Below are 20,181 nucleotides of genomic sequence, written 5' to 3' on the forward strand. Positions count from 1 at the left end.
GCCGGCCCCTCAGTTGCTGTAGGGCTGTCGCTCCAGCACCAGGTTGGCGAAGTCCTCCACCAGGTCGGCACCCAGTTCCTCGATGGCGTCGTCTTCCTCGTCGAAGGCCCAGAGCACGCGGATGTCCGTGCCCTTGCTGCCTGCATGGTCGAGCAGCTCGAACAGCGAGCGCAGCCCCATGGTCGATGCGCTGTTGATGTACTGCAGCTTCACCTCGGCCACGAAGCGTGCGGGCTGGCTGGCCTCTAAGTACTGGCCCAGCATGGCCAGCAGGGGGGTGAAGAAGGGCAGCGGGTTTTCTGGATAGCACTCGCCTTCGATGCGCAAAAGCTGCTCGGCCGGCGAGAAGACCACTTCGGGCGTGACGGAAGTGCGTTCGGATTTCAGTGCTTGCATGGCGGCGTCATTCGGATTCGGGAAGGGGTCCCGGCGCTCAGATCAGCGCCTTGACGTGGAACACGGCATGGGGCGCGGTATCTGCGGCGTCCTCTCCCGTGGCGATGTGGTACTGCAGCGGTGCCGAGGCGTCGCGCGCAATGGTCAGCCAGCCCAGGCCCGCGCCGCGGCTGATGTCATCGCTGGCGCTGTGGTCGGTGTTGTGCAGCTGGGCCTTGTAGGCGGCCTTGATTTCGGGGTGGCTCATGGCGCGCACGGCATCCAGCTTGGCGGCCAGGCGCGGCACATGTTCGCGGCGCACGGCGTTGCTGCAGGCAATCCAGAAGCGCGCCTGCGCCTGATCGGCCCCCGCGTCCGGGGCGCCGGCCGGTGCATCGATGCGGCCCACGCCGATGGCGCCCTGTGCCACGGGTTCGCCGAGTGCCTGGCTGGCTCCGGCGTCAGAGGCAGGCAGCGGCGCCGCGTAGTGCAGCACGTTCTGCGCCATTTCGATGAAGGTGGAAAACAGCTTGCGTTTGGCGCTGCTCGATCCGTCCTCGCTGGCCAGCCGGCACTTGAGCGTGTCGGCCGCCGCCTGGATCACATTGGGGTTGAAGGTGCCCGCGTAGTACAGCAGCAGGCCGTTGTGCTCGGCCTGGGCGCGCAGGTGCGCGAATTCGGACGGGCTCATGGCTGCAGGGCCTGGTTGCGCCACACCAGCAGCGAGACATCGTCGCGCCGGCGCTGCGTGCCCTGCCACTGGGCAAAGGCCTGCCGGAATTCGGCGCAGGCCTGGGCGGCGGGGCGGTCGTGCTGCTCGTGCAGGAAGCGCGCCAGGCGCTTTCTGCCGTGGGCGATCTGGCGCGGGCCGCCCAATTGGTCGATGACGCCATCGGTGGCCACCATCAGCAGCGAGCCGGGCGCGACCTCCAGCTCCTGCGTGCTCCAGGCCGCGTCGTCGGGCGTGGTCGCATAGCCTATGCCCAGCTTGTCGCCGGCATGGATCTGCACCTGGGCCGCCTCCTGCACGCCGGGCGGCGCCACCAGCAGGTCCAGCCGGGCCGAGGCAAAGCGCAGTTGCGTGCCGCAGGGCGACTGCAGGAACAGCGCGGCGTCCAGGCCGTCGCTGGAGGCTTTTTCGGCGGGCAGGCCATCGGCGGGCGCTGCCGGTGCGCCCCAGGCGGGCTGGACGTCGCGGCTGCGCTGCTGCAGCACGCGCTTGATGTAGCGGTTCATCTGGCCCAGCAGGGCGCCGGGGTCGATGGCGGCGCCGGTGCCGGTGCCGATACCTGCAGGCGCCACGGCCTGTTCGAGAAAGGACAGTGCAATCAGCGTCATGAAGGCGCCCGGCACGCCGTGGCCCGTGCAGTCGAACATGCAGCCCAGCAGGCCCTGCGGTGTGGCGCGGAAGAAGTACGCATCGCCGCCCACCACGTCGCGCGGCTCCCACAGCAGGCCGTGGTCGGCCAGCTGGCTGGCGAGCACGCGGTCGGATTCGAGCAGGTGCGAGCGCTGGATCAGGCTGGCGTAGTCGATGCTGGCCATGAGCTGGCGCGTCTTGTCGGCCTCGATGTCGGACATGGCGGCCATCAGCGCGTGGCCCGTGCCTATGCCTGCGTAGCGGCCTTCCTCCACGGTGATGAAGCCGTCCTTGAGCACGCGGCTGCCGCTGGCCAGCGCCTGCTGCACCAGCTGGTCGATGGGCAGGCCGGCCGCCACCACCATGGGCGCGGTGTCGGTGAATACCAGGCAGCTGCGGCGGCCGAACACGTCGCGCGCAAAGGGCCGCGCGTACTGCTCCATGAAGCGCTGGCGGTTGATCAGGCCCAGCGGCCGGTCATCGGCCACCACGGCCAGGGTTTCGAGCATGGGCTGCTCGCTGAACAGCCGGTGCACATCCTCGTTGCTGGCCTCGGGGGGGATCGGTGCCGTGGGCTGGCTGAGCTGGCCTGCACGGGCCACAAGGCGCGGCGCGGCGGGCGCCGGGGCCAGCGCGGGAACGGGTGCAGGGTCAGGTAGCTGATCCGCTGCAGGGTGCTGCGTGGAGGAGGGGTCCAGAGCAAACATGGGGTGGCCTTGAATTGTCACAAGATGTGACTGATTCTGGGTTCCACCCGTGACCGTCGAATGACAAAGCCCGGACGGCGCGGCGGACGCCGCTGGTTCAGGCTGCAGCGGACTGCGGGGCGCCCTGTGTTTCTCGCGGGAAGGCGACCACGTGATTCATGTCGAGCCGGATTCCCACCCACTCGCCCACGGCATGGTCGTGGTGGCTGGGCACATGGGCCATCACGCTGTGGCCGCTGGCCAGCTCCAGCGTGTAGAGGAACTCCGAGCCGCGAAACGCCTTGCGCAGGATGCGTGCCTGCACGGGCGAGGCATCGTCGTGCACCACATCGTCGGCGCGCAGCAGTACATCGCATTCGCCGCCCGGAAACTGCGCAGGCAGCGGGCAGGTGGCCGGATCGACCAGATCGCCCAGCGCCGTGCGCGCCACCACGCCACCGGCCCCGGAAGGCGCCAGCGTGGCCGGCACGAAGACGCCGTGGCCGATGAAGTCCGCCACGAAGCGCGTGGCAGGGCGGTGGTACAGCGAATAGGCGTCATCCCACTGCTGCAGCTGCCCCTGGTAGACCACGCCGATCATGTCGCCGATGGCAAAGGCCTCCAGCTGGTCGTGCGTGACGAACAGGGCCGTGGCGCCTGCAGCCTTGAGGATGCCGCGCACCTCATGCGCCAGGCGCTCGCGCAGGTCCACGTCGAGGTTGGAGAAGGGCTCGTCCAGCAGCATCAGCTGCGGGCTGGGCGCCAGCGCGCGGGCCAGCGCCACGCGCTGCTGCTGGCCGCCCGACAGCTCATGCGGAAACCTCCCTGCACTGCCGGCCAGGCCCACCAGCTCCAGCACCTCGGCCACGCGCTCGGCCTGGCGCGCCTTGGGCAGATGGTGGATGCCGAAGGCCACGTTGCGGCCCACGTTCAGATGGGGGAACAGCGCATAGTCCTGGAACACCATGCCGATGCGCCGCTGCTCGGGAGGGAGCGAGAAATCCGCGCTGCCCACGAGCTGGCCGTCGATGCGGATCTCGCCGCCGCTCACGGGCTCCAGGCCCGCCACGGCACGCAGCAGCGTGGTCTTGCCGCAGCCCGAGGGGCCGATGAGCACGCCGATGTCGCCAGCGGCCAGATTCAGCGTGACGCCCTGCACGGCAGGCCTGTCGCGGCCCGGGTAGCGCACCTCGAGTTGGGAGACGGTCAAAAACATGCGGCGATTGTAGAACCGCGCAAATGAATAGAATTCGCATTTGCATTGGCGGGCCAGGGGCATGCCCGGAGCCCGCCGACTCCAGCAGCCTGCAGGCACGTCCGGTCTCGGCGGCACATCGGCCCACAGGCCGGTGGCAGCCGCGGATCCCGGCCCGTTCCATAGCCCGGCAGCCAGATCCTCCCCCTCATCCTCTAGCCGAGACCTCCGCTTTGCGCCGTCTGTCGTCCGTACTCCGCTCCCTTCCCCTGCTCCTGCTGGCCCTGGTGCTGATGCTGCCCGTGCTGGCCGTGCTCGGCTCCTGGCTGCCCGTGGGGCAGGGCGATGCCCTGGCCGGCTCCATCCTGCGCGAGATGGCGGCCACCGTGCTGCCCGGCTACCTGTGGACCACGGTCTGGCTGGGCCTGCTGGTGGCGTTGGGCGCGGCCATCGTGGGCACGGGCACGGCGGCGGCCGTGACGCTGTTCGACTTCCGGGGCCGGCGCCAGCTCGAATGGCTGCTGCTGCTGCCGCTGGCCATGCCGGCCTATGTCACGGCCTATGCCTATACCGACTTCCTGCAGTTCAGCGGCCCGCTGCAGACCTGGCTGCGCGACACCTATGGCCTGGAAGGCCGGCTCCTGCCCGAGGTGCGCAGCCTGGGCGGCGCGGTCTGGGTCTTCATCTTCTCGCTCTACCCGTATGTCTACCTGCTGGCGCGCACCGCGCTGGGCGAGCGCGCCGCGCACCTGATGGAGGCCGCGCGCCTGATGGGCGCGCCGCTGTCGCGGCGCATCTGGTCGGTGGCGCTGCCGCTGGCGCGCCCGGCCGTGGCCGCTGGCGTGGCCCTGGTGGTGATGGAGACGCTGGCCGACTTCGGCGTGGTCAGCTACTTCGGCATACAGACCTTCACCACGGGCATCTACAAGGCCTGGCTGTCCATGGACAACCGCATTGCCGCCGCGCAGCTGGCGACCTTTTTGCTGGTGCTGGTGGTGCTGCTGCTGCAGCTGGAGCTGCGCGCCCAGCGGCGCATGCGCTTCGTCACCGGCAGCACGGGCCGCGCCAGCTCGGCCGAGGCGCAGCCGCTGCGCCTGCGCGGCTGGCGCTGCGCGCTGGCCTGGCTGGTGTGCCTGCTGCCCGTGCTCATGGGCTTTGTGGCGCCCGTGTTCTTCATGCTGCGCCCGCTGGCGGCCGACTGGTCGGTGCTGCCCTGGGACCGCTTCCTCGATTGGGCGCTCAACAGCGTGCGCCTGGGCACCATCACCTCGGTGCTGGCCGTGATCATCGCCGTGGCCCTGGCATTTGCCGTGCGCCGCCACAAGGAGTCGGCCGTCACGCGCGGCGTGGTGCAACTGGCCAGCCTGGGCTATGCGGTGCCGGGCGCCGTCGTCGTCGTCGGCCTGCTGCTGCCCGTGGGCTGGGTGCAGCAGGTGCGGCCCGAATGGGGCGTTGCCGGCCTGGTCACGGCCACCGCCGTGGGCATTGTCTGGGCCTACCTGGTGCGCTTTTGCGCCGTGGCCCTGCAGTCCATGCAAAGCGGCTATGCGCGCATCGCGCCCAGCCTGGACGACTCGGCCCGCATGCTGGGCACGGGCGCCTGGGGCATGCTGTCGCGCGTGCACTGGCCGCTGCTCAGGCGCTCCACGGCGGCGGCGGCGCTGCTGGTCTTCGTCGATGTGATGAAGGAGCTGCCCGCCACCATGGTGCTGCGCCCCTTCAACAGCGACACCCTGGCCGTCGTGGCCTACCAGCTCGCGCGCGACGAACGCCTGGGCGAGGCCGCCCTGCCGTCGCTGGCCCTGGTGCTGGTGGGCCTGATCCCCGTGATCATGCTCAGCCGCACGCTGCGCGCCGAGCGCCCGGGCACTGCCCGCTGAGCCTGCGCTGCCGGGTGCTGCAAAGCGCGGCCTGGCAAAGCCGGCTACGCTCGCGCCATGCACGCCAGAGTCCTGCGCTATCTCGACGAAGTGGTCCGCCGCGGTTCCATCCGCAAGGCGGCCGAACATCTGCACGTGGCCCCCACGGCCGTCAACCGCCAGATCCTCGACCTGGAGGCCGAGCTGGGCACGCCCCTGTTCGAGCGCATCCACAAGCGCCTGCGCCTCACCCCGACGGGCGAGATGGTGCTGGCCCATGTGCGCGCCACGCTGCGCGAGCATGCTGCGCTGCGCGAGCGCATTGCCGAACTGCAGGGCGCGCGCAGCGGCGAGATCACCGTGGCCGCGACCACGGGGCTGGCCGGCTCGCTGCTGCCCTCGCTGGTGCATGAATTCCGCCAGCGCCACCCGGGCATCGTGGTGCGCATCATCGACCTGCCCCTGAGCGACATCGCGGCCGCCGTGGAAGGCGGCGACGCCGACCTGGGCCTGGCCTACGACCTGTCCGAACGCCCCGCGCTGCGCGCGCTGGCCACCAGCGAATGGCAGATCGGCGCCATCGTGCCGCCGCGGCATGCGCTGGCGCGCCAATCGTCGGTGCTGCTTAGCGAGTGCATAGGCCATCCGCTCATCCTGCCCGCGCCGCCGCTGTCCATCCGCAGCCTGCTGGACGAAGCCTTTGCGCGCAACGCCATCGAGGTCACGCCCGTGGCCGAGTCCACCTCCATGGCGCTGATCCAGCGCCTGGTCATGCTGGGCGAGGGCATTGCCCTGCTCAACCCGCTGGACGTGATGGAAGAGCGCAGCCGCAATGCCCTGGTCTTCGTGCCTTTGCGCGATGCGCATCTGCGGCGGCAGACGCTGGTGCTGACCGGCCGGGCCAGGGGGCAGTTGAGCGCGGCGGGGGAGCTGATGGCCCAGTCCATCGGCCAGGCGCTGGCAAGGCTGTTTGCCGGGGGGCGGTAAGTCTTCGGCACTGTCCACTTTTTGTGGACACATCGGGCGGAATTCAGCGCTATCGGCAATGGCTTGTCCTTCCTAGACTGGCGGCTTTTCCATTTCGAAGAAGAGAACGCCATGACCTTGATCGCACTGAACGCCGATGTACTCGTCACCATGGATGCGCAGCGCCGCGAGATCCGCGACGGCGCCCTGGTGGCCGACGGCCCGGCCGTGCAATGGGTGGGCACCACGGCCGATCTGCCGCCGCAGTACCGCCGCATGGTGGACGACGGCACTGCCCAGGTGCTGGACATGCGCGGCCGCGTGGTCATGCCGGGCCTGGTCAACACGCACCACCACATGTACCAGAGCCTCACGCGCGCCGTGCCGGCCGCGCAGGATGCGGAGCTGTTCTCGTGGCTGACCAACCTGTACATGCTGTGGTCGCACCTCACGCCGGAGATGATCCACGTCTCCACCCAGACCGCCATGGCCGAGCTGATGCTGTCGGGCTGCACCACCACCAGCGACCACCTGTACCTGTATCCGAATGGCGCTCGGCTGGATGACTCCATCGCCGCGGCGCAGCAGATGGGCATGCGCTTTCATGCGGCGCGCGGCTCCATGAGCCTGGGCCGCAGCAAGGGCGGCCTGCCGCCTGACGCGGTGGTGGAGGAGGAGGAAGCCATCCTGCGCGACAGCCTGCGCCTGATCCAGCAGTACCACGACAGCGCACGCCACTCCATGCTGCGCGTGGTGCTGGCGCCGTGCTCGCCGTTCTCGGTGACGCGCGAGCTGATGCGCGAGTCCGCCGTGCTGGCGCGTGCGCACGGCGTGTCGCTGCACACCCACCTGGCCGAGAACGACAACGACGTCGCCTTCTCGCGCGAGAAATTCGGCCTCACTCCCGCGCAGTACGCAGAAAGCCTGGGCTGGGTCGGCCCCGATGTCTGGCATGCCCACTGCGTCAAGCTCGATGCCGAGGGCATTGCGCTGTTCGCGCGCACGGGCACGGGCGTGGCGCATTGCCCGTGCTCCAACATGCGCCTGGCCTCGGGCATCGCACCCGTGCGCACCATGCGCGATGCGGGCGTGCCGGTGGGCCTGGGCGTGGACGGCAGCGCCTCCAACGACGGCGCCCACATGCTGGGCGAGGCGCGTCAGGCCCTGCTGCTGCAGCGCGTGGGCCACGGCCCTGCCGCCATGGGCGCGCGCGAGGCGCTGGAGATCGCCACGCTGGGCGGCGCGCGCGTGCTGGGGCGCGACGACATCGGCGCGCTGGCGCCGGGCATGTCGGCCGACTTCGTGGCCTTCGACATGTCGGGCGTGGGTTACGCGGGCGCAGGCCATGACCCCGTGGCCGCGCTGGTGTTCTGCACGCCCACCGACGTGTCCACCAGCGTCATCAACGGCCGCGTCGTGGTCCGCGACGGCCACCTGCTCACGGCCGACCTGCCGCGCGTGCTGACACGCCACCGCGAACTGGCCCGCACGCTGTTCGAGCGCGCAGCGGGCCACTGACATATCCCTGCAGCGCGGCAGGCCGGCACCCAGGCCATCGCGGGTGCCGACCTGCCGCCCTGCGCCATTTCCCCGAAGCATCTCCAGGAGGCTCGAAGACCCGGACAGCACTTTCAGGACCCCCACCCTTTTCCGGCACCACTGCCCCGACATACATACAAGCGCCTCTGAAGAGGCCGACGGCCAGGACACAAGGAGACAAGACAATGGAACAACTGCTTTACAAGGTGGAAGACCGTCCGCCAATGCTCATCACCACGGTGCTTCTGTCGCTGCAGCACCTGCTGGCGGCGCTGGGCGGCATCATCGCCGTGCCCCTGGTCTTCGGCGGGGCGCTCAAGCTGCCGGCCGACCAGATCGTGGCGCTGGTGAATGCAGCGCTGCTGGGCTCGGGCGTGGTCACCATCGTCCAGTGCAGGGGGGTGGGGCCCGTGGGCATACGGCTGCCCTGCGTCATGGGCACAAGCTTCGCCTTCGTGGGCGCGGGCATCAGCGTGGGGCTGGAGCATGGCGTGGCCGGCATCCTGGGCTCCTCGCTGGTAGGGTCGCTGGTGATGATCGTGGGCAGCTACTTCATGCCCGTGATCCGCCGCTTCTTTCCGCACACCGTGACCAGCGTGGTCGTGACCATGATCGGCCTGTCGCTGACCCCCGTCGCCGTGGACTGGGCTGCGGGCGGCATGGGCCGCAGCGACTACGGCGCGATCGGCCACCTGGCCATCGCCGGCTTCGTGCTGGTGCTGGTGATCGGCTTCGTGCAGTGGGGCAGGGGCATCGTCTCTGCCTCGGCCGTGGTGCTGGGCATCGCCTGCGGCTATGTGCTGTGCCTGGCGCTGGGCCTTATCGACTTCACCCAGGTGAGCGAGGCCGCGGTCTTCGCCATCCCGCAACCGCTGACCTTCGGCATGACGTTCCCGGTGGCCGGCATCGTCGCCATGTCCATCGCCTTTCTGGTGACCATCGTCGAGACCACGGGCACCTTCATGGCCCTGGGCGCGGCCACGCAGACGCGCATCGACGGCAAGCGCCTGTCCAGCGGCATGCTGTGCGATGGCGTGGGCTCGGCCTTCGCCGCCGTGATGTCCAGCCCTCCGCTGTCCACCTTCGCCCAGAACGTGGGCGTAGTCTCGCTGACCGGCGTGGCCAGCCGCCACGTGGTCATGCTGACGGGCGTCATGCTGCTGCTGGCCGGACTCTTTCCCGTGCTGGGCGCACTGGTGGTGACGATTCCGCAGCCCGTGCTCGGCGGCGCGGGGCTGATGATGTTTGCCATGATCATTTCTGCCGGCATCCGCATGCTCAGCGGCGCCGAGCACTCGCGGCGCGCCAGCCTGATCATCGCGGTCTCGCTGGGCTGCGGCCTGGCGGTCACGGTGCGCCCGGACCTGCTGTCCCGCATGCCTGCCTTCGTGCGCGAAGTCTTCGGCTCGGGCATAACCGTCGGCGCCCTGGTCGCGGTGGGGCTGAACCTGCTGCTGCCCGGCCGCGAGGTCGATGCCCATCCCGAGGAAGCCGTGGCCTGATGCGCATTTTCATGGGCCTACACTGCGGCCCATGAACACCACCGCACCCCGCACCGACATCACCATCTACCACAACAACCGCTGCAGCAACTCGCGCGGCGCGCTGGCCCTGCTGCGCGACAACGGCGTGGAGCCGACCATCGTCGACTACATCGCCCAGCCCCTGGACGCTGAGCAACTGCAGGCCCTGGTCCGGCGGCTGGGCGTGCCCGTGCGCGAGCTGCTGCGCAGCAAGGAAGCCGTCTACACCGAGCTGGGCCTGGGCGATGCATCCGTCAGCGATGCGCAGCTCATCGCCGCCGTGGCCGAGCACCCCGTGCTGCTCAACCGCCCCATCGTCGTCACGCCCAAGGGCGCGGCGCTGTGCCGTCCGCCGGAGAAGGTGCTGGCGCTGATCTGAGATGCACGGCGAGGGTTCTAAGCCTCGCCTAAGTCTGCCCCTTCAGACTTCTCCCCAACGCAGCAAGGAACGCTGCTTTTGAGGAAAGGTCTGCGATGAACAAGATTCTGTCCACTCCCCGCCGTCTGGTGCTGGCCCTGGTGGCCGCAGGTGCCATCGGCGCCCTGGGCGCCACGGGCGCCGGTCTGGTTGGTGTGGTGCATGGCGATGCGCGTGCCGCCACGTCGCTGTTTGCGCCTGCAGCACAGCCTGCTTCTACCGCTTCTCCAGCTTCCCCCGCCGCCGCCGTGGCGGCGCCCAACTTTGCCGACATCACGGCGCGCAACGGCGCGGCCGTGGTCAACATCAGCGTGGTCGGCAGCTCGCGTGCCATGGGCGAGGATGGCGACGAGGCCGCTGCACGGCAAGGCCAGGGCCAAGGTCAGGGCCTGCAGGGCATGGACCCCAACGATCCGTTCTTTGAATTCTTCCGCCGCTTCGGCGTGCCCGGCATGCCGGGCATGGGCCAGGGCCAGCCCCAGCGCGATGTGCCCACGCGCGGCGAAGGCTCGGGCTTCATCGTCTCCAGCGACGGCCTGATCCTGACCAACGCCCACGTGGTGCGCGGCGCCAAGGAAGTCACTGTCAAGCTCACCGACCGGCGCGAGTTCAGCGCCAAGGTGCTGGGCGCCGATCCCAAGACCGACGTGGCCGTGCTGCGCATCGAGGCGAAGAACCTGCCCACCGTATCGCTGGGCAAGACGGCCGACCTGCGCGTGGGCGACTGGGTGCTGGCCATCGGCTCGCCCTTCGGCTTCGAGAGCAGCGTGACGGCCGGTGTGGTCAGCGCCAAGGGCCGCACCCTGCCTGACGACTCCTTCGTGCCCTTCCTGCAGACCGACGTGGCCATCAACCCCGGCAACTCGGGCGGCCCGCTGTTCAATGCGCGCGGCGAGGTGGTGGGCATCAACAGCCAGATCTACTCGCGCTCGGGCGGCTACCAGGGCGTGTCCTTCGCCATTCCCATCGAGGTGGCCACGCGCGTGCAGCAGCAGATCGTGGCCACGGGCAAGGTGCAGCATGCGCGGCTGGGCGTGGCCGTGCAGGAGGTGAACCAGGCCTTTGCCGATTCCTTCAAGCTCGACCGTCCCGAAGGCGCCCTGGTGTCCAGCGTGGACAAGAGCGGCCCCGCCGCCAAGGCGGGCCTGGAGCCCGGCGACGTGGTGCGCAAGATCGATGGCCAGCCCATCGTGGGATCGGGCGATCTGCCGGCCTTTGTGGGCCAGGCGCTGCCGGGCCAGAAGGTCACGCTGGAGATATGGCGCAACGGCGAGGCCCGCACGCTCAGCGCCGTGCTGGGCGATGCCAGCGACAAGGCCGCCAAGGTGGCCAAGGACAAGCCCGACGCCGGCAAGGGCAAGCTGGGCCTGGCCCTGCGCCCGCTGCAGCCCGAGGAAAAGCAGCAGATCGGCGTGAAGGACGGCCTGGTTGTGGCCGACGCCGCAGGCCCGGCGGCCGAGGCCGGCATCACGCAGGGCGATGTGCTGCTGTCCATCAATGGCACGCCTGCCGGTGATATCGAGGCCGTGCGTGCCGCCATGGCCAAGGCCGGCAAGACCGTGGCCGTGCTGATCTGGCGCGATGGCAACAGGATCTTTGTCCCCGTACGTCTCGGGTAAGTGAAAGGAGGTAAGGGACCAGAAGCATCCACACACTTGATTGATCGCACGGCCCCGGCGTGAATGCGCCGGGGCTATCGCTTTGGGAAAACCCAGAGAAAAATGCCAGCGGTCCAAGGATCGGTATGCCAATGTGATGGTTGTATCGTGTGAAATAACGCCCGTTTGCGTTAGTAATGTTTCTTTTTGTGACGGATTGATGTAAGGGAAACCGCTTAGACTGCCGGCCCATCGAGGCGTGCGCTGACCGTCTTGATTCACGGAATACGGCCCCTGGGGGCGCAACGCATCACAGGAAAGGCACGGCTTTGAATCAGGACTACAGCTTGCAGGTGGCGGGTTTGGGCGCATCGTTCGGTGCGCGCGTCATCCTGGCTGAGGTGGACTTCGCACTGCCCGCCCGGGGCGTCACCGTTCTGCTGGGGCCTTCGGGATCGGGCAAATCCACCCTGCTGCGCACGCTGGCCGATCTCAATGCCGCCAATCCGCGTTTTCGCCGCTGGGGCAGCACGCGCTACGCGGGCCAGCCATGGAGCAGCGGCATGCAGGCGCCGCGCCTGGTGCAGCAGCAGGCCAGGCTGATGATGGCCAGCACCTTCGATGCCATCGTGGAGCTGGCGCGCCCCCGTCTCAAGCTGGTGCCGCATGAGCTGCGCGACTGGTGCCGCTCCCAGGTGCAGGCCTTTGGCTTCCCCGAGCTGGGATTGATGCTGGACCAGCCCGCGCTGGAGCTGTCTGCCGTGCAGCAGCGGGCCGTGGCCATCCTGCGCGAGGCGCTGGCCGAGCCGGCGCTGCTGATGGTGGACGAGCCCACGGCCGAGCTGGAGGGCTACGAGGCCTTCGTGCTGCTGGAACTGCTGCGCCAGGTGGGTCAGCGCACCGCCGTGCTGATGAGCACGCACCACCAGCAGCACGCACAGGCCGTGGCGCAGGACATGCTGCTGCTGGCCGGCGGCCGCATCGCCGAGGCGCAATCCATGGAAGCCTTTCTGCGTGCACCGCTGTCGCTGGCGGGCCAGCAGTTCTTGCGCACCGGCAGCTGTGCCGTGGCCTCTCCCGATGCGCGGGCCGAAGACCTGGAGGAGGGCGTGCCCCTGCCTCCTCCGCTGCCTGCAGCGGCCGTGGCCGCGATCTCCGAGTTTCTGTCGGATGCAGTGGCCGCCGAGCCTGCGTCCGAGCCCATGCCTGCACCTGAGCCTGTGCCCGTGCCCGTGCCTGCATCCATGCCTGCGCCGGTACCCGCACCCGCACCGACACCCACTGCCGCTGCCGCTGCCCGGCCGCGCGCCGTCAATCCCGCCGTGCTGGTGGACTGGCAGCCGCTGGCCGCCGACCCGCAGGCCGTGCCCGCCAGCCGCGGCCCCAACGGTTTTGCCTGGCTGGTGCCGGGCCGGCTGGCCGGTGCGCCGCAGCCCGGCGTGGTGCAGTCCATGGACTTTGACCTGAAGGCCCTGCGCGGCTGCGGCGTCACCGTGCTGATCACGCTGACCGAAAACGACCTGCCACAAGAGCCGCTGCAGCAGCACGGCCTGCGCAACCTGCACCTGCCGGTGCGCGACCACGAATCACCCACGGTGGCCCAGATCCAGATGCTGCTGGCGCGCATGTCGGCCATGCTGCGCGCGGGCGAGGTGCTGGCCGTGCACTGCCTGGCCGGCCTGGGCCGCACGGGCACGGTGCTGGCCGCATGGCTGGTGCGCGAGGGCCTCACCGCCGACGAGGCGCTGCGCCGCGTGCGCCTCATCGACGCCCAGTACGTGCAGTCCCAGGCCCAGGAGGACCTGCTCTACGCGTACGAAGTGGCACTGCTGCTGAAGATGGGCTGACCGATCACATCCATTCACAAAAAAAGGAAAGCTGCAATGAGCCTGGATAACGTTTTGAGCGAGGTGGCCGGGTCCGTGCCCGAGTGCCTGGCCATCGGCTACGTGGATGCCGCCTCCGGCATGCTGCTGGCCATCCGCACGGTGGACTCGCATCCGCGCGAAGTCATCGACCTGGTGGCCGCCGCCACGGCCGACCTGTTCAACGGCCCCAATGTCTCGATGATCGAGAGCCTGTTCAAGAAGTCGCGCGGCCTCAAGGACGACGGCCACCACTACTTCCAGGAGCTCATCGTCAACAGCGACAACCTCATCCACGTCTTCCTGCGCGGCAAGCTCATGCCCGACTACGTGGCCGTCTTCGTTTGCCGGCGCACGGCCAACCTGGGCATGGCGCTGACCAAGGCCCGGATGGCCATGCCTAAGATTGAAGCGGCGGTGTAGCCGCCGCTCACCCCCTGAGTCGCCAACTGAGCCAGCCTTCCAGGGAGCTATTCTTCAACCATGCGCTTACTGCTTGTTGAAGATGACGCCATGATCGGCGAGGCCGTGCAGACCCTGCTGCGCGGCGAGGGCCATGCGGTGGACTGGGTCCGTGACGGCCTGCAGGCCGATGCGGCCCTGTGCCCCGGCCCGGGTGGCGGCCATGGCTATGACATGGTGCTGCTGGACCTGGGCCTGCCGGGGCAGGATGGCCTGCAGGTGCTGCGCCGCCTGCGCGGGCGCCGCGACCGCACGCCGGTGCTGGTGGCCACGGCGCGCGATGCCGTGCGCGACCGCATTGCCGGGCTGGATGCGGGGGCCGATGACTACGTGGTCAAACCCTATGACCTGGACGAGCTGCTCGCGCGCCTGCGCGCGTTGGCGCGGCGTGCCTCTGGCGGGTCCGACCCGCTGTACGAGCGCGAGGGCGTGCGGCTCAATCCCGCCACGCGCGAGGCCAGCGTCGATGGGCGCGACGTGGTGCTCTCGGGCCGCGAATGGGCGGTGCTGGAGACGCTGCTGGCACGCCCGGGCAGCACGCTGTCGCGCCAGCAGATCGAGGACAAGCTCTACGGCTGGGGCGACGAGGTCAGCAGCAATGCCATCGAGGTCTACATCCACGGCCTGCGCAAGAAGCTGGGCGCGGGGCTGATCCTCAATGTGCGCGGTGTGGGCTACATGGTGCCCAAGCCATGAAGGCGCCGGCTTCCTCCCTTGTTTCCTCCCTTATCGCCCGGGCGCGCAGCCGCCTGCCCGGTGCACTGGGCACGCGGCTGCTCCTGTTCCTGGGCGCGGCCATCGTGCTCACGGCGCTGCTGCAGGGCCTGCTGGCCTACCGCAATGCGCTGCTGCAGACCGACACCCTGTTCGACTACCAGATGCAGCAGACCGCCTTTGCGCTGCGCGCCGGCCTGCCGGTGGATGCGCGCGGCAGGCCCCAGGGCACGCCGCCGGAGGACGAGAACCACGAATTCATCGTCCAGGTCTGGACCAACGAAGGCCTGCGCATTTTTGAATCCGCCCTGGGCGCCGCGCTGCCGCAGATGGCCGTGCTGGGCTTTGCCGATGTGCCCGCGCGCGGCACCGTATACCGCGTGTTCTCGCTGCAGACGCGCTCGCAGGTGATCCAGGTGGCGCAGGACATGCGCGTGCGCCGCACCCTGGCGCGCGATGCCGCCTGGCAAAGCCTGCTGCCCATCGCCTTGCTGGCGCCCGTGCTGGCGCTGGCCGTGTGGTGGGTGGTGCGCAGTTCGCTGGCGCCCGTGCAGCGCGTGCGCCGCGAGCTGGCCACGCGCCGCCCGCAGGACCTGGCCCCCGTGCCTGCCGAGGGCCTGCCCGACGAGGTGCGGCCCCTGGTGGCCGAGCTCAACGCGCTGCTGCAGCGCGTGGGCCAGGCCTTCGAGGCGCAGCAGCACTTCGTGGCCGACGCCGCGCACGAGCTGCGCTCTCCGCTGGCCGCGCTCAAGCTGCAACTGGTGGCCTTGCAGCGCGCGCCCGATGCGGCCGCGCATGACGAGGCCGTGCAGCGTCTTTCGGCCGGCATAGACCGGGCCACACGGCTCGTCGAACAATTGTTGACATTGGCGCGGCAGGAAGCCCAAGGCACGGTACAAGGCACGGCACAAGGCGTGCAAGGCATGCAGGGGCAGCACGACGCTGCCGCGGCCGCACCTGCCGACGTGGACCTGCGCGAAGTGGTGGAGCAGGCCCTGGCAGACCAGGCCGTGGCCGCCCAGCAGCACGGCCTGGACATGGGCCTGAGCGAGTCCCCGCAACTGCGGCAGTCCTTTGCCGTGGCGGGCGACGCACAGTCCTTGCAGATGCTGGTGCGCAACCTGCTGGACAACGCCGTCAAGTACGTTCCGCAAGGCGGCCGCGTCGATGTCGGCTGGCGCAGCGATGCCCAGGGCCGCGCGCTGGTGGTCGAGGACTCGGGCCCCGGCATTGCCGAAAGCGAGCGCGAACTGGTGCTGCGGCGCTTTGTGCGTGGACCTTCAGCGGCTTCTGCGGGCCAGCAGGCGCAGGGCAGCGGCCTGGGCCTGGCCATTGTGCAGACCATTGCCGAGCGCCACGGTGCTCGCCTGCTGCTGGACCGCTCGCCCACGCTGGGCGGCCTGCGCGTGCAGGTGATGTGGCCGCCCGTGTCGGGCCGCTGACAGCGGCCGTGGCGCGCAGACGTATCAGCATGTAGCGCGCGGCGGGAATGCTTCCCGCTTGCGTCCGGCCGGGTCACAATCCCCAAATTGGTGCCGGCCCGCCTGCCTTCCCATTCCCTCATCAGGCGCGCGGGCAGTCTGCATCCGTAGTTATTTCGAGAGGTATTTCATGGAGTCCCTTGTCCAGCGCCTGTCCCAGTCCGTGACCCAGGCGCATTCGTTGGAAGAGTTGACGCGGCCCCTGCTGCAAATGCTCGAAGAGAGCACGCATCTGGAGTCCACCTATCTCACCACCATCAACGAAGAACAGGGCCAGCAGCGCGTGCTCTACGCACGTAACGCGAGCGAGATGCAGATTCCCGAGGGCCTGGTCGTTCCTTGGGGCGACACGCTGTGCAAGCGCGCCCTGGACGAGGGCCGCATGTACACGCCCGATGTGGGCGACTGCTGGGGAGACTCCGAGGCCGCGCGTGAACTGGGCATACGCACCTACGCCAGCGCGCCCGTGCGTTTTTCGGATGGCCAGCTCTATGGCACGCTGTGCGCGGCCAGCAAATCCTCGCAGGCCCTGAGCAGCGAGGCCGAAGGCATGCTGCGCCTGTTCGCCAACCTGATTGCCGAGCGCGTGGAGCGCGAGCAGCTCATCGCCAGCCTGAACCGGACCAACCGGGAGCTGGCGGCGCTGGCCTTGCTGGACCCGCTGACCGGCCTGCCCAACCGGCGCTGCCTCACCGACGAGCTGGGCCGGCTCATTGCACGCTGCGCCCGCAGCCAGGAATGCGTGGTGGTGGGCTTCATCGACCTGGACCGCTTCAAGAACGTCAACGACGAGTACGGCCACGAGGCCGGCGACGCGCTGCTGCGTGCCATGGGCGAACGCCTGTCCGCCCACCTGCGCAGCGCCGACATGCTGGCTCGCTTTGGCGGGGACGAGTTCGTCTTCATCGGCGTGGGGCCCTTGTTCGGCAGCGAGGCCGATGCCGTGGCGCGTGAACTGCAGCAGCGCCTGTCGGATGCCTCGGCCTTCCAGGTCGATCTGCCCGATGGCAAGACGCTGGACTACGGCGGCGCCAGCGTGGGCGTGGTCTGCCTGCGGCCGGACTCCATTGACGCCGACGACGCGCTGCAAAAGGCCGATGCGGCCATGTACCGCGTCAAGATGGCGCGCAGCCGCGAAGCCAGGGGCAACGCGCTGCATTGAGCCAGCCGCAGGCCTGGCCCGGCGGCCAAGACCTGTTGCTGCCTTGCTCCGGCCTGTCTCGCTGCTTCTCGCGCGCGCTCTTTTTTCTTTCCGTCTCAACCTGCTGCCAGCATGGGCTGCCTGCGCTGCAGCTCCACGGCGGCATGCTGATGGCCGCTTGCCGCCTCCAGCTTGAAGGCGCCCACCGTGCGCACCAGGTCGCCGGCCTGGCCGCGCAGGCTGGAGGCGGCGGCGGCCATCTCCTCCACCAGTGCCGAGTTCTGCTGGGTGGCCTGGTCCATCTGCGTGACCGCCTGGCCGATCTGCGCCACGCCCGAGCTTTGCTCGGAACTGGCGGCGCTGATCTCGCCCATCAGATCCGTTACGCGGCGTATGGCGTCCACCACCTCGGCCATGGTCGTGCCGGCCTGGTCGGCCAGCGCGCTGCCGTTGTGCACGCGGCTGGCGCTGTCGGTGATCAGTTGCTTGATCTGCTTGGCGGCCTCGGCACTGCGGCTGGCCAGGCCGCGCACCTCGGTGGCCACCACCGCAAAGCCCCGGCCCTGTTCGCCCGCACGCGCGGCTTCCACGGCCGCGTTCAGCGCGAGGATATTGGTCTGGAAGGCAATGCCGTCGATCACATTGATGATGTCGGCGATCTGCCGGCTGGAATCACTGATGCCGCGCATGGTGTCCACCACCTGCCGAACGACCTCGCCGCCCTGCTCGGCCACGGTGGAGGCACCCAGCGCCAGCTGGTTGGCCATCTGCGCGTTGTCGGCGTTCTGGCGCACGGTGGAGCTGAGCTGCTCCATGGAGGCGGCCGTCTGCTGCAGGGCGCTGGCCTGGCTTTCGGTGCGCGAGGACAGGTCCTGGTTGGCCTGCGCGATCTGCCCGCTGGCCGCTGCCACGCTGACCGATCCCTGGTGCACCTGGCGTACCACGCCGCGCAGCCCCTCCTGCATGGTCTGCAGCGCGCGCAGCAGCATGGACACCTCGTCCTTGCCGCGCACATCGATGTGCCGTGTCAGGTCGCCCGCCGCCACGGCATCGGCCGTATGGATGGCCAGGCGCAGCGACCGCGCCATGTTGCGGATGATGGACCAGCCCAGCAGCACCCCGAGCAGCACGCCCGCGATGATGGAGCCCACGGCCACGGCAAAGATCATCTGGTACAGCGACTGCGCGGCCTCGTACTCCTCCTTGGCGATGCGGGTCTGCAGGGCGGTCAGCTGCACGATCACATCACGCAGCGGCGCGTACAGCGCCTCGTCCTTGTCGATCAGCAGTTGCCGGGCCAGCGCCAGGTCCCCGGACTGCAGCGCCTGCTGGGCCGGCTTCAGAAAGCCCTGCAGGAACAGCGCGCGCACGGCCTCGAAGCGGTCGGCCAGCTGCGCCTCTTGCTCCGTCATCCGGGTCTGGCGGAACGAGGTCCAGAACTTGTTCACGTCGTTGATGTTGGTCTGTATCTCCTGCTGCTTTTGCTGCGTGTACTCGGGCAGGTGCACGGCAATGGCGCCCGAGACCGCATTGCGGTTGCGCAGTAGCAGGCGCTGCACTTCCAGCAGATCGCCCAGTGCGACCAGGCGCTCTTCATAGACCACCTTGAATCGGCGGTTGGACTCGCTGATTCCATATAGCCCAAAAGCGCCGATCACGATCATGAGCAGTGAGAGAAAACCAATCAAGGCGGTTAGGCGAGTCGATAACTTGAAATTATTCATACTGCGTCCTTTGCATGCATTGCGGATGGTTGGTGGGTACTTGCGTTGTCAGGCCGCCCCGTGATGACTCGCATCTCTCACAACGGAATCGGTAATGAAAATGAGATTTCATTAACGGGAAATGCCCGGTCTGCACAAATGCTCACAGGCATCCGGAAACGGCGATGCTGGCTTGCTGATGGCCAGCGTGGCCAATGGCGATCCATGTTGTATTGGTTTGTAAACTATTTGTTACAAACTATAGTATGAATCGAATGGGCCAGGCAATACCAGTTTTTCAGGCATTGGCCTTGGCCTGATAGGGGTTCTCTGCGCATTGCTTCGCTATTGTTTCGCTATGAAAAATACAGGCGGCAACGGCCCTGGCAGTGGCTGCGGCGCCGAACGGCCCGCCTAGAATCCGCCTTTATGCGCTGTGCATGCGCGTTCATCCGCGCTTGCGCGAGGCCCCTGGCCTGCCTTCACGAAAGAGATCCATGAAACCCAAAACCCTTGCCCGCGCGCTGGCCGCCCTCTGCGTGGCTGCGGCCGGACTGCTCTACGCATCGCCCTACATCGCCCTGCACCAGATCGGCAAGGCCGTGGAGCGCCGCGATGCCCAGGCCCTGTCCGGCTACGTGGACTTTCCCGCGCTGCGCGAAAGCATCAAGGGCCAGATGATGGCCAGGCTGCAATCCCAGATGGGCGGCTCGGGCGACAGCGCCTCCAACCCCCTGGCCGGCTTTGGCCAGCAACTGGCCCAGGGCCTGGTCAGCCAGTTCACCGAGGCGCTGGTCTCGCCCGACGGCGTCATGCTCATGCTGGAAAAAGGCAAGCCCGGCAAACCCACGGACGTGGCCGCCGCAGGCGTGGGCGTGGACACCCAGGGCGGGCCGCCGCGCAAGGACTACTCAGTGGAGTACCAGGGTTGGTCCAAGGTCTTCGTGCACCCGCGCGGCGAGCCGGGCGGCTTCATCTTCCGGCGAGAAGGCCTGATGGGATGGCGGCTGGTGGCCGTGAAGATGGATTGAGGGGCGCGGGCAGGCCGCCTGCACCCCGGTCCCTCAGCCTTGATGCAGCACCTTCATCACATGGCGCTTGCCCAGCCGCAGCGCGCGGGCATCGGCCTCTGGCTGCGTATCGCAGGGCTGGTCATCGGTGATGGCCTCCAGGGCCTTGCCGCTGGCCACCTCCAGCAAGGTGGCGCGCGGCAGCCAGGCGCCTGGCGAGGCATCGCTGGGAAGTGATGCGGGCGTGATCCGCACGCCCATGTAGAAAAGGCTGTCCATGGCCTGG

18 protein-coding genes are annotated in these 20,181 nt (G+C 68.7%); 12 read left to right on the top strand and 6 right to left on the bottom strand.

The annotated features are described in order from the left end of the window. Nucleotides 1-9: 9 nt before the first annotated feature. The 4 genes from DA1_RS12325 to DA1_RS12340 all read right to left on the bottom strand — a co-directional run bounded on the left by DA1_RS12325 (nt 10) and on the right by DA1_RS12340 (nt 3,637). Nucleotides 10-396, bottom strand: coding sequence for a DUF1987 domain-containing protein (locus tag DA1_RS12325; protein WP_034390623.1), 387 nt, complete (start codon nt 394-396; stop codon nt 10-12). A gap of 37 nt (nt 397-433) precedes the next feature. Further along, a complete protein-coding gene (locus tag DA1_RS12330) occupies nt 434-1,066 on the bottom strand; it encodes a DUF6272 family protein (protein WP_034390625.1) in 633 nt (210 codons plus the stop codon). After that, nucleotides 1,063-2,442 carry a SpoIIE family protein phosphatase gene (locus DA1_RS12335; protein ID WP_062794121.1) on the bottom strand — a complete coding sequence of 460 codons (1,380 nt, stop codon included), beginning with the start codon at nt 2,440-2,442 and terminating at the stop codon, nt 1,063-1,065. The genes DA1_RS12330 and DA1_RS12335 overlap by 4 nt, the downstream gene beginning before the upstream one ends. Nucleotides 2,443-2,539: 97 nt before the next feature. Beyond that, entirely contained in the window at nt 2,540-3,637 is a 1,098-nt protein-coding gene (locus DA1_RS12340; RefSeq protein WP_034398197.1) for an ABC transporter ATP-binding protein, read from the bottom strand. A 212-nt stretch (nt 3,638-3,849) separates the two neighbouring features. Here DA1_RS12340 and DA1_RS12345 point away from each other — a divergent pair, with 212 nt between their 5' ends. The 11 genes from DA1_RS12345 to DA1_RS12395 all read left to right on the top strand — a co-directional run bounded on the left by DA1_RS12345 (nt 3,850) and on the right by DA1_RS12395 (nt 17,203). Next, entirely contained in the window at nt 3,850-5,496 is a 1,647-nt protein-coding gene (locus DA1_RS12345; RefSeq protein ID WP_034390626.1) for an ABC transporter permease, read from the top strand. Nucleotides 5,497-5,553: 57 nt separating this feature from the next. Further along, complete coding sequence (locus DA1_RS12350; protein ID WP_012203519.1) at nt 5,554-6,462, top strand: LysR family transcriptional regulator; 909 nt, start codon at nt 5,554-5,556, stop codon at nt 6,460-6,462. A gap of 111 nt (nt 6,463-6,573) precedes the next feature. Continuing rightward, nucleotides 6,574-7,959: an 8-oxoguanine deaminase gene (locus tag DA1_RS12355; RefSeq protein WP_034390628.1), complete on the top strand. Its 1,386-nt coding sequence runs from the start codon at nt 6,574-6,576 to the stop codon at nt 7,957-7,959. Between the two features lie 206 nt (nt 7,960-8,165). Then, on the top strand, nt 8,166-9,482 hold the full coding sequence (locus DA1_RS12360) for a nucleobase:cation symporter-2 family protein (RefSeq protein ID WP_034390631.1): 1,317 nt from the start codon (nt 8,166-8,168) through the stop codon (nt 9,480-9,482). A 31-nt stretch (nt 9,483-9,513) separates the two neighbouring features. After that, the gene (gene arsC / locus DA1_RS12365; protein ID WP_034390633.1) at nt 9,514-9,882 is read left to right on the top strand and encodes an arsenate reductase (glutaredoxin); all 369 of its coding nucleotides are present in this window, start codon (nt 9,514-9,516) and stop codon (nt 9,880-9,882) included. A gap of 95 nt (nt 9,883-9,977) precedes the next feature. Continuing rightward, complete coding sequence (locus tag DA1_RS12370; RefSeq protein ID WP_034390635.1) at nt 9,978-11,540, top strand: Do family serine endopeptidase; 1,563 nt, start codon at nt 9,978-9,980, stop codon at nt 11,538-11,540. Between the two features lie 308 nt (nt 11,541-11,848). Continuing rightward, nucleotides 11,849-13,366, top strand: coding sequence for a phosphatase domain-containing putative toxin (locus tag DA1_RS12375; RefSeq protein ID WP_034390637.1), 1,518 nt, complete (start codon nt 11,849-11,851; stop codon nt 13,364-13,366). A 36-nt stretch (nt 13,367-13,402) separates the two neighbouring features. After that, the gene (locus DA1_RS12380; RefSeq protein WP_012203525.1) at nt 13,403-13,807 is read left to right on the top strand and encodes a hypothetical protein; all 405 of its coding nucleotides are present in this window, start codon (nt 13,403-13,405) and stop codon (nt 13,805-13,807) included. Between the two features lie 60 nt (nt 13,808-13,867). Then, nucleotides 13,868-14,542, top strand: a complete 675-nt coding sequence (locus DA1_RS12385; protein WP_034390638.1) for a response regulator — start codon at nt 13,868-13,870, stop codon at nt 14,540-14,542. Next, nucleotides 14,539-16,002: an ATP-binding protein gene (locus DA1_RS12390; RefSeq protein ID WP_034390640.1), complete on the top strand. Its 1,464-nt coding sequence runs from the start codon at nt 14,539-14,541 to the stop codon at nt 16,000-16,002. Before DA1_RS12385 ends, DA1_RS12390 begins: the two co-directional genes overlap by 4 nt. Nucleotides 16,003-16,171: 169 nt before the next feature. Continuing rightward, on the top strand, nt 16,172-17,203 hold the full coding sequence (locus DA1_RS12395; protein ID WP_034390642.1) for a GGDEF domain-containing protein: 1,032 nt from the start codon (nt 16,172-16,174) through the stop codon (nt 17,201-17,203). 95 nt (nt 17,204-17,298) lie between these two features. Here the strand turns inward: DA1_RS12395 and DA1_RS12400 are convergent, their stop codons facing one another. Then, nucleotides 17,299-18,906: a methyl-accepting chemotaxis protein gene (locus DA1_RS12400; RefSeq protein ID WP_034390644.1), complete on the bottom strand. Its 1,608-nt coding sequence runs from the start codon at nt 18,904-18,906 to the stop codon at nt 17,299-17,301. 476 nt (nt 18,907-19,382) lie between these two features. Between DA1_RS12400 and DA1_RS12405 the strand changes: the two genes are divergently transcribed. Continuing rightward, nucleotides 19,383-19,916: a DUF2939 domain-containing protein gene (locus DA1_RS12405; RefSeq protein ID WP_034390646.1), complete on the top strand. Its 534-nt coding sequence runs from the start codon at nt 19,383-19,385 to the stop codon at nt 19,914-19,916. Nucleotides 19,917-19,949: 33 nt separating this feature from the next. Here DA1_RS12405 and DA1_RS12410 read toward each other — a convergent pair whose 3' ends face one another. After that, nucleotides 19,950-20,174 carry a hypothetical protein gene (locus tag DA1_RS12410; RefSeq protein WP_034390648.1) on the bottom strand — a complete coding sequence of 75 codons (225 nt, stop codon included), beginning with the start codon at nt 20,172-20,174 and terminating at the stop codon, nt 19,950-19,952. Nucleotides 20,175-20,181: the final 7 nt, after the last annotated feature.

This window comes from Delftia acidovorans NBRC 14950, from assembly GCF_001598795.1.
GTDB classification, from domain to species: Bacteria; Pseudomonadota; Gammaproteobacteria; order Burkholderiales; family Burkholderiaceae_C; genus Comamonas; species Comamonas acidovorans.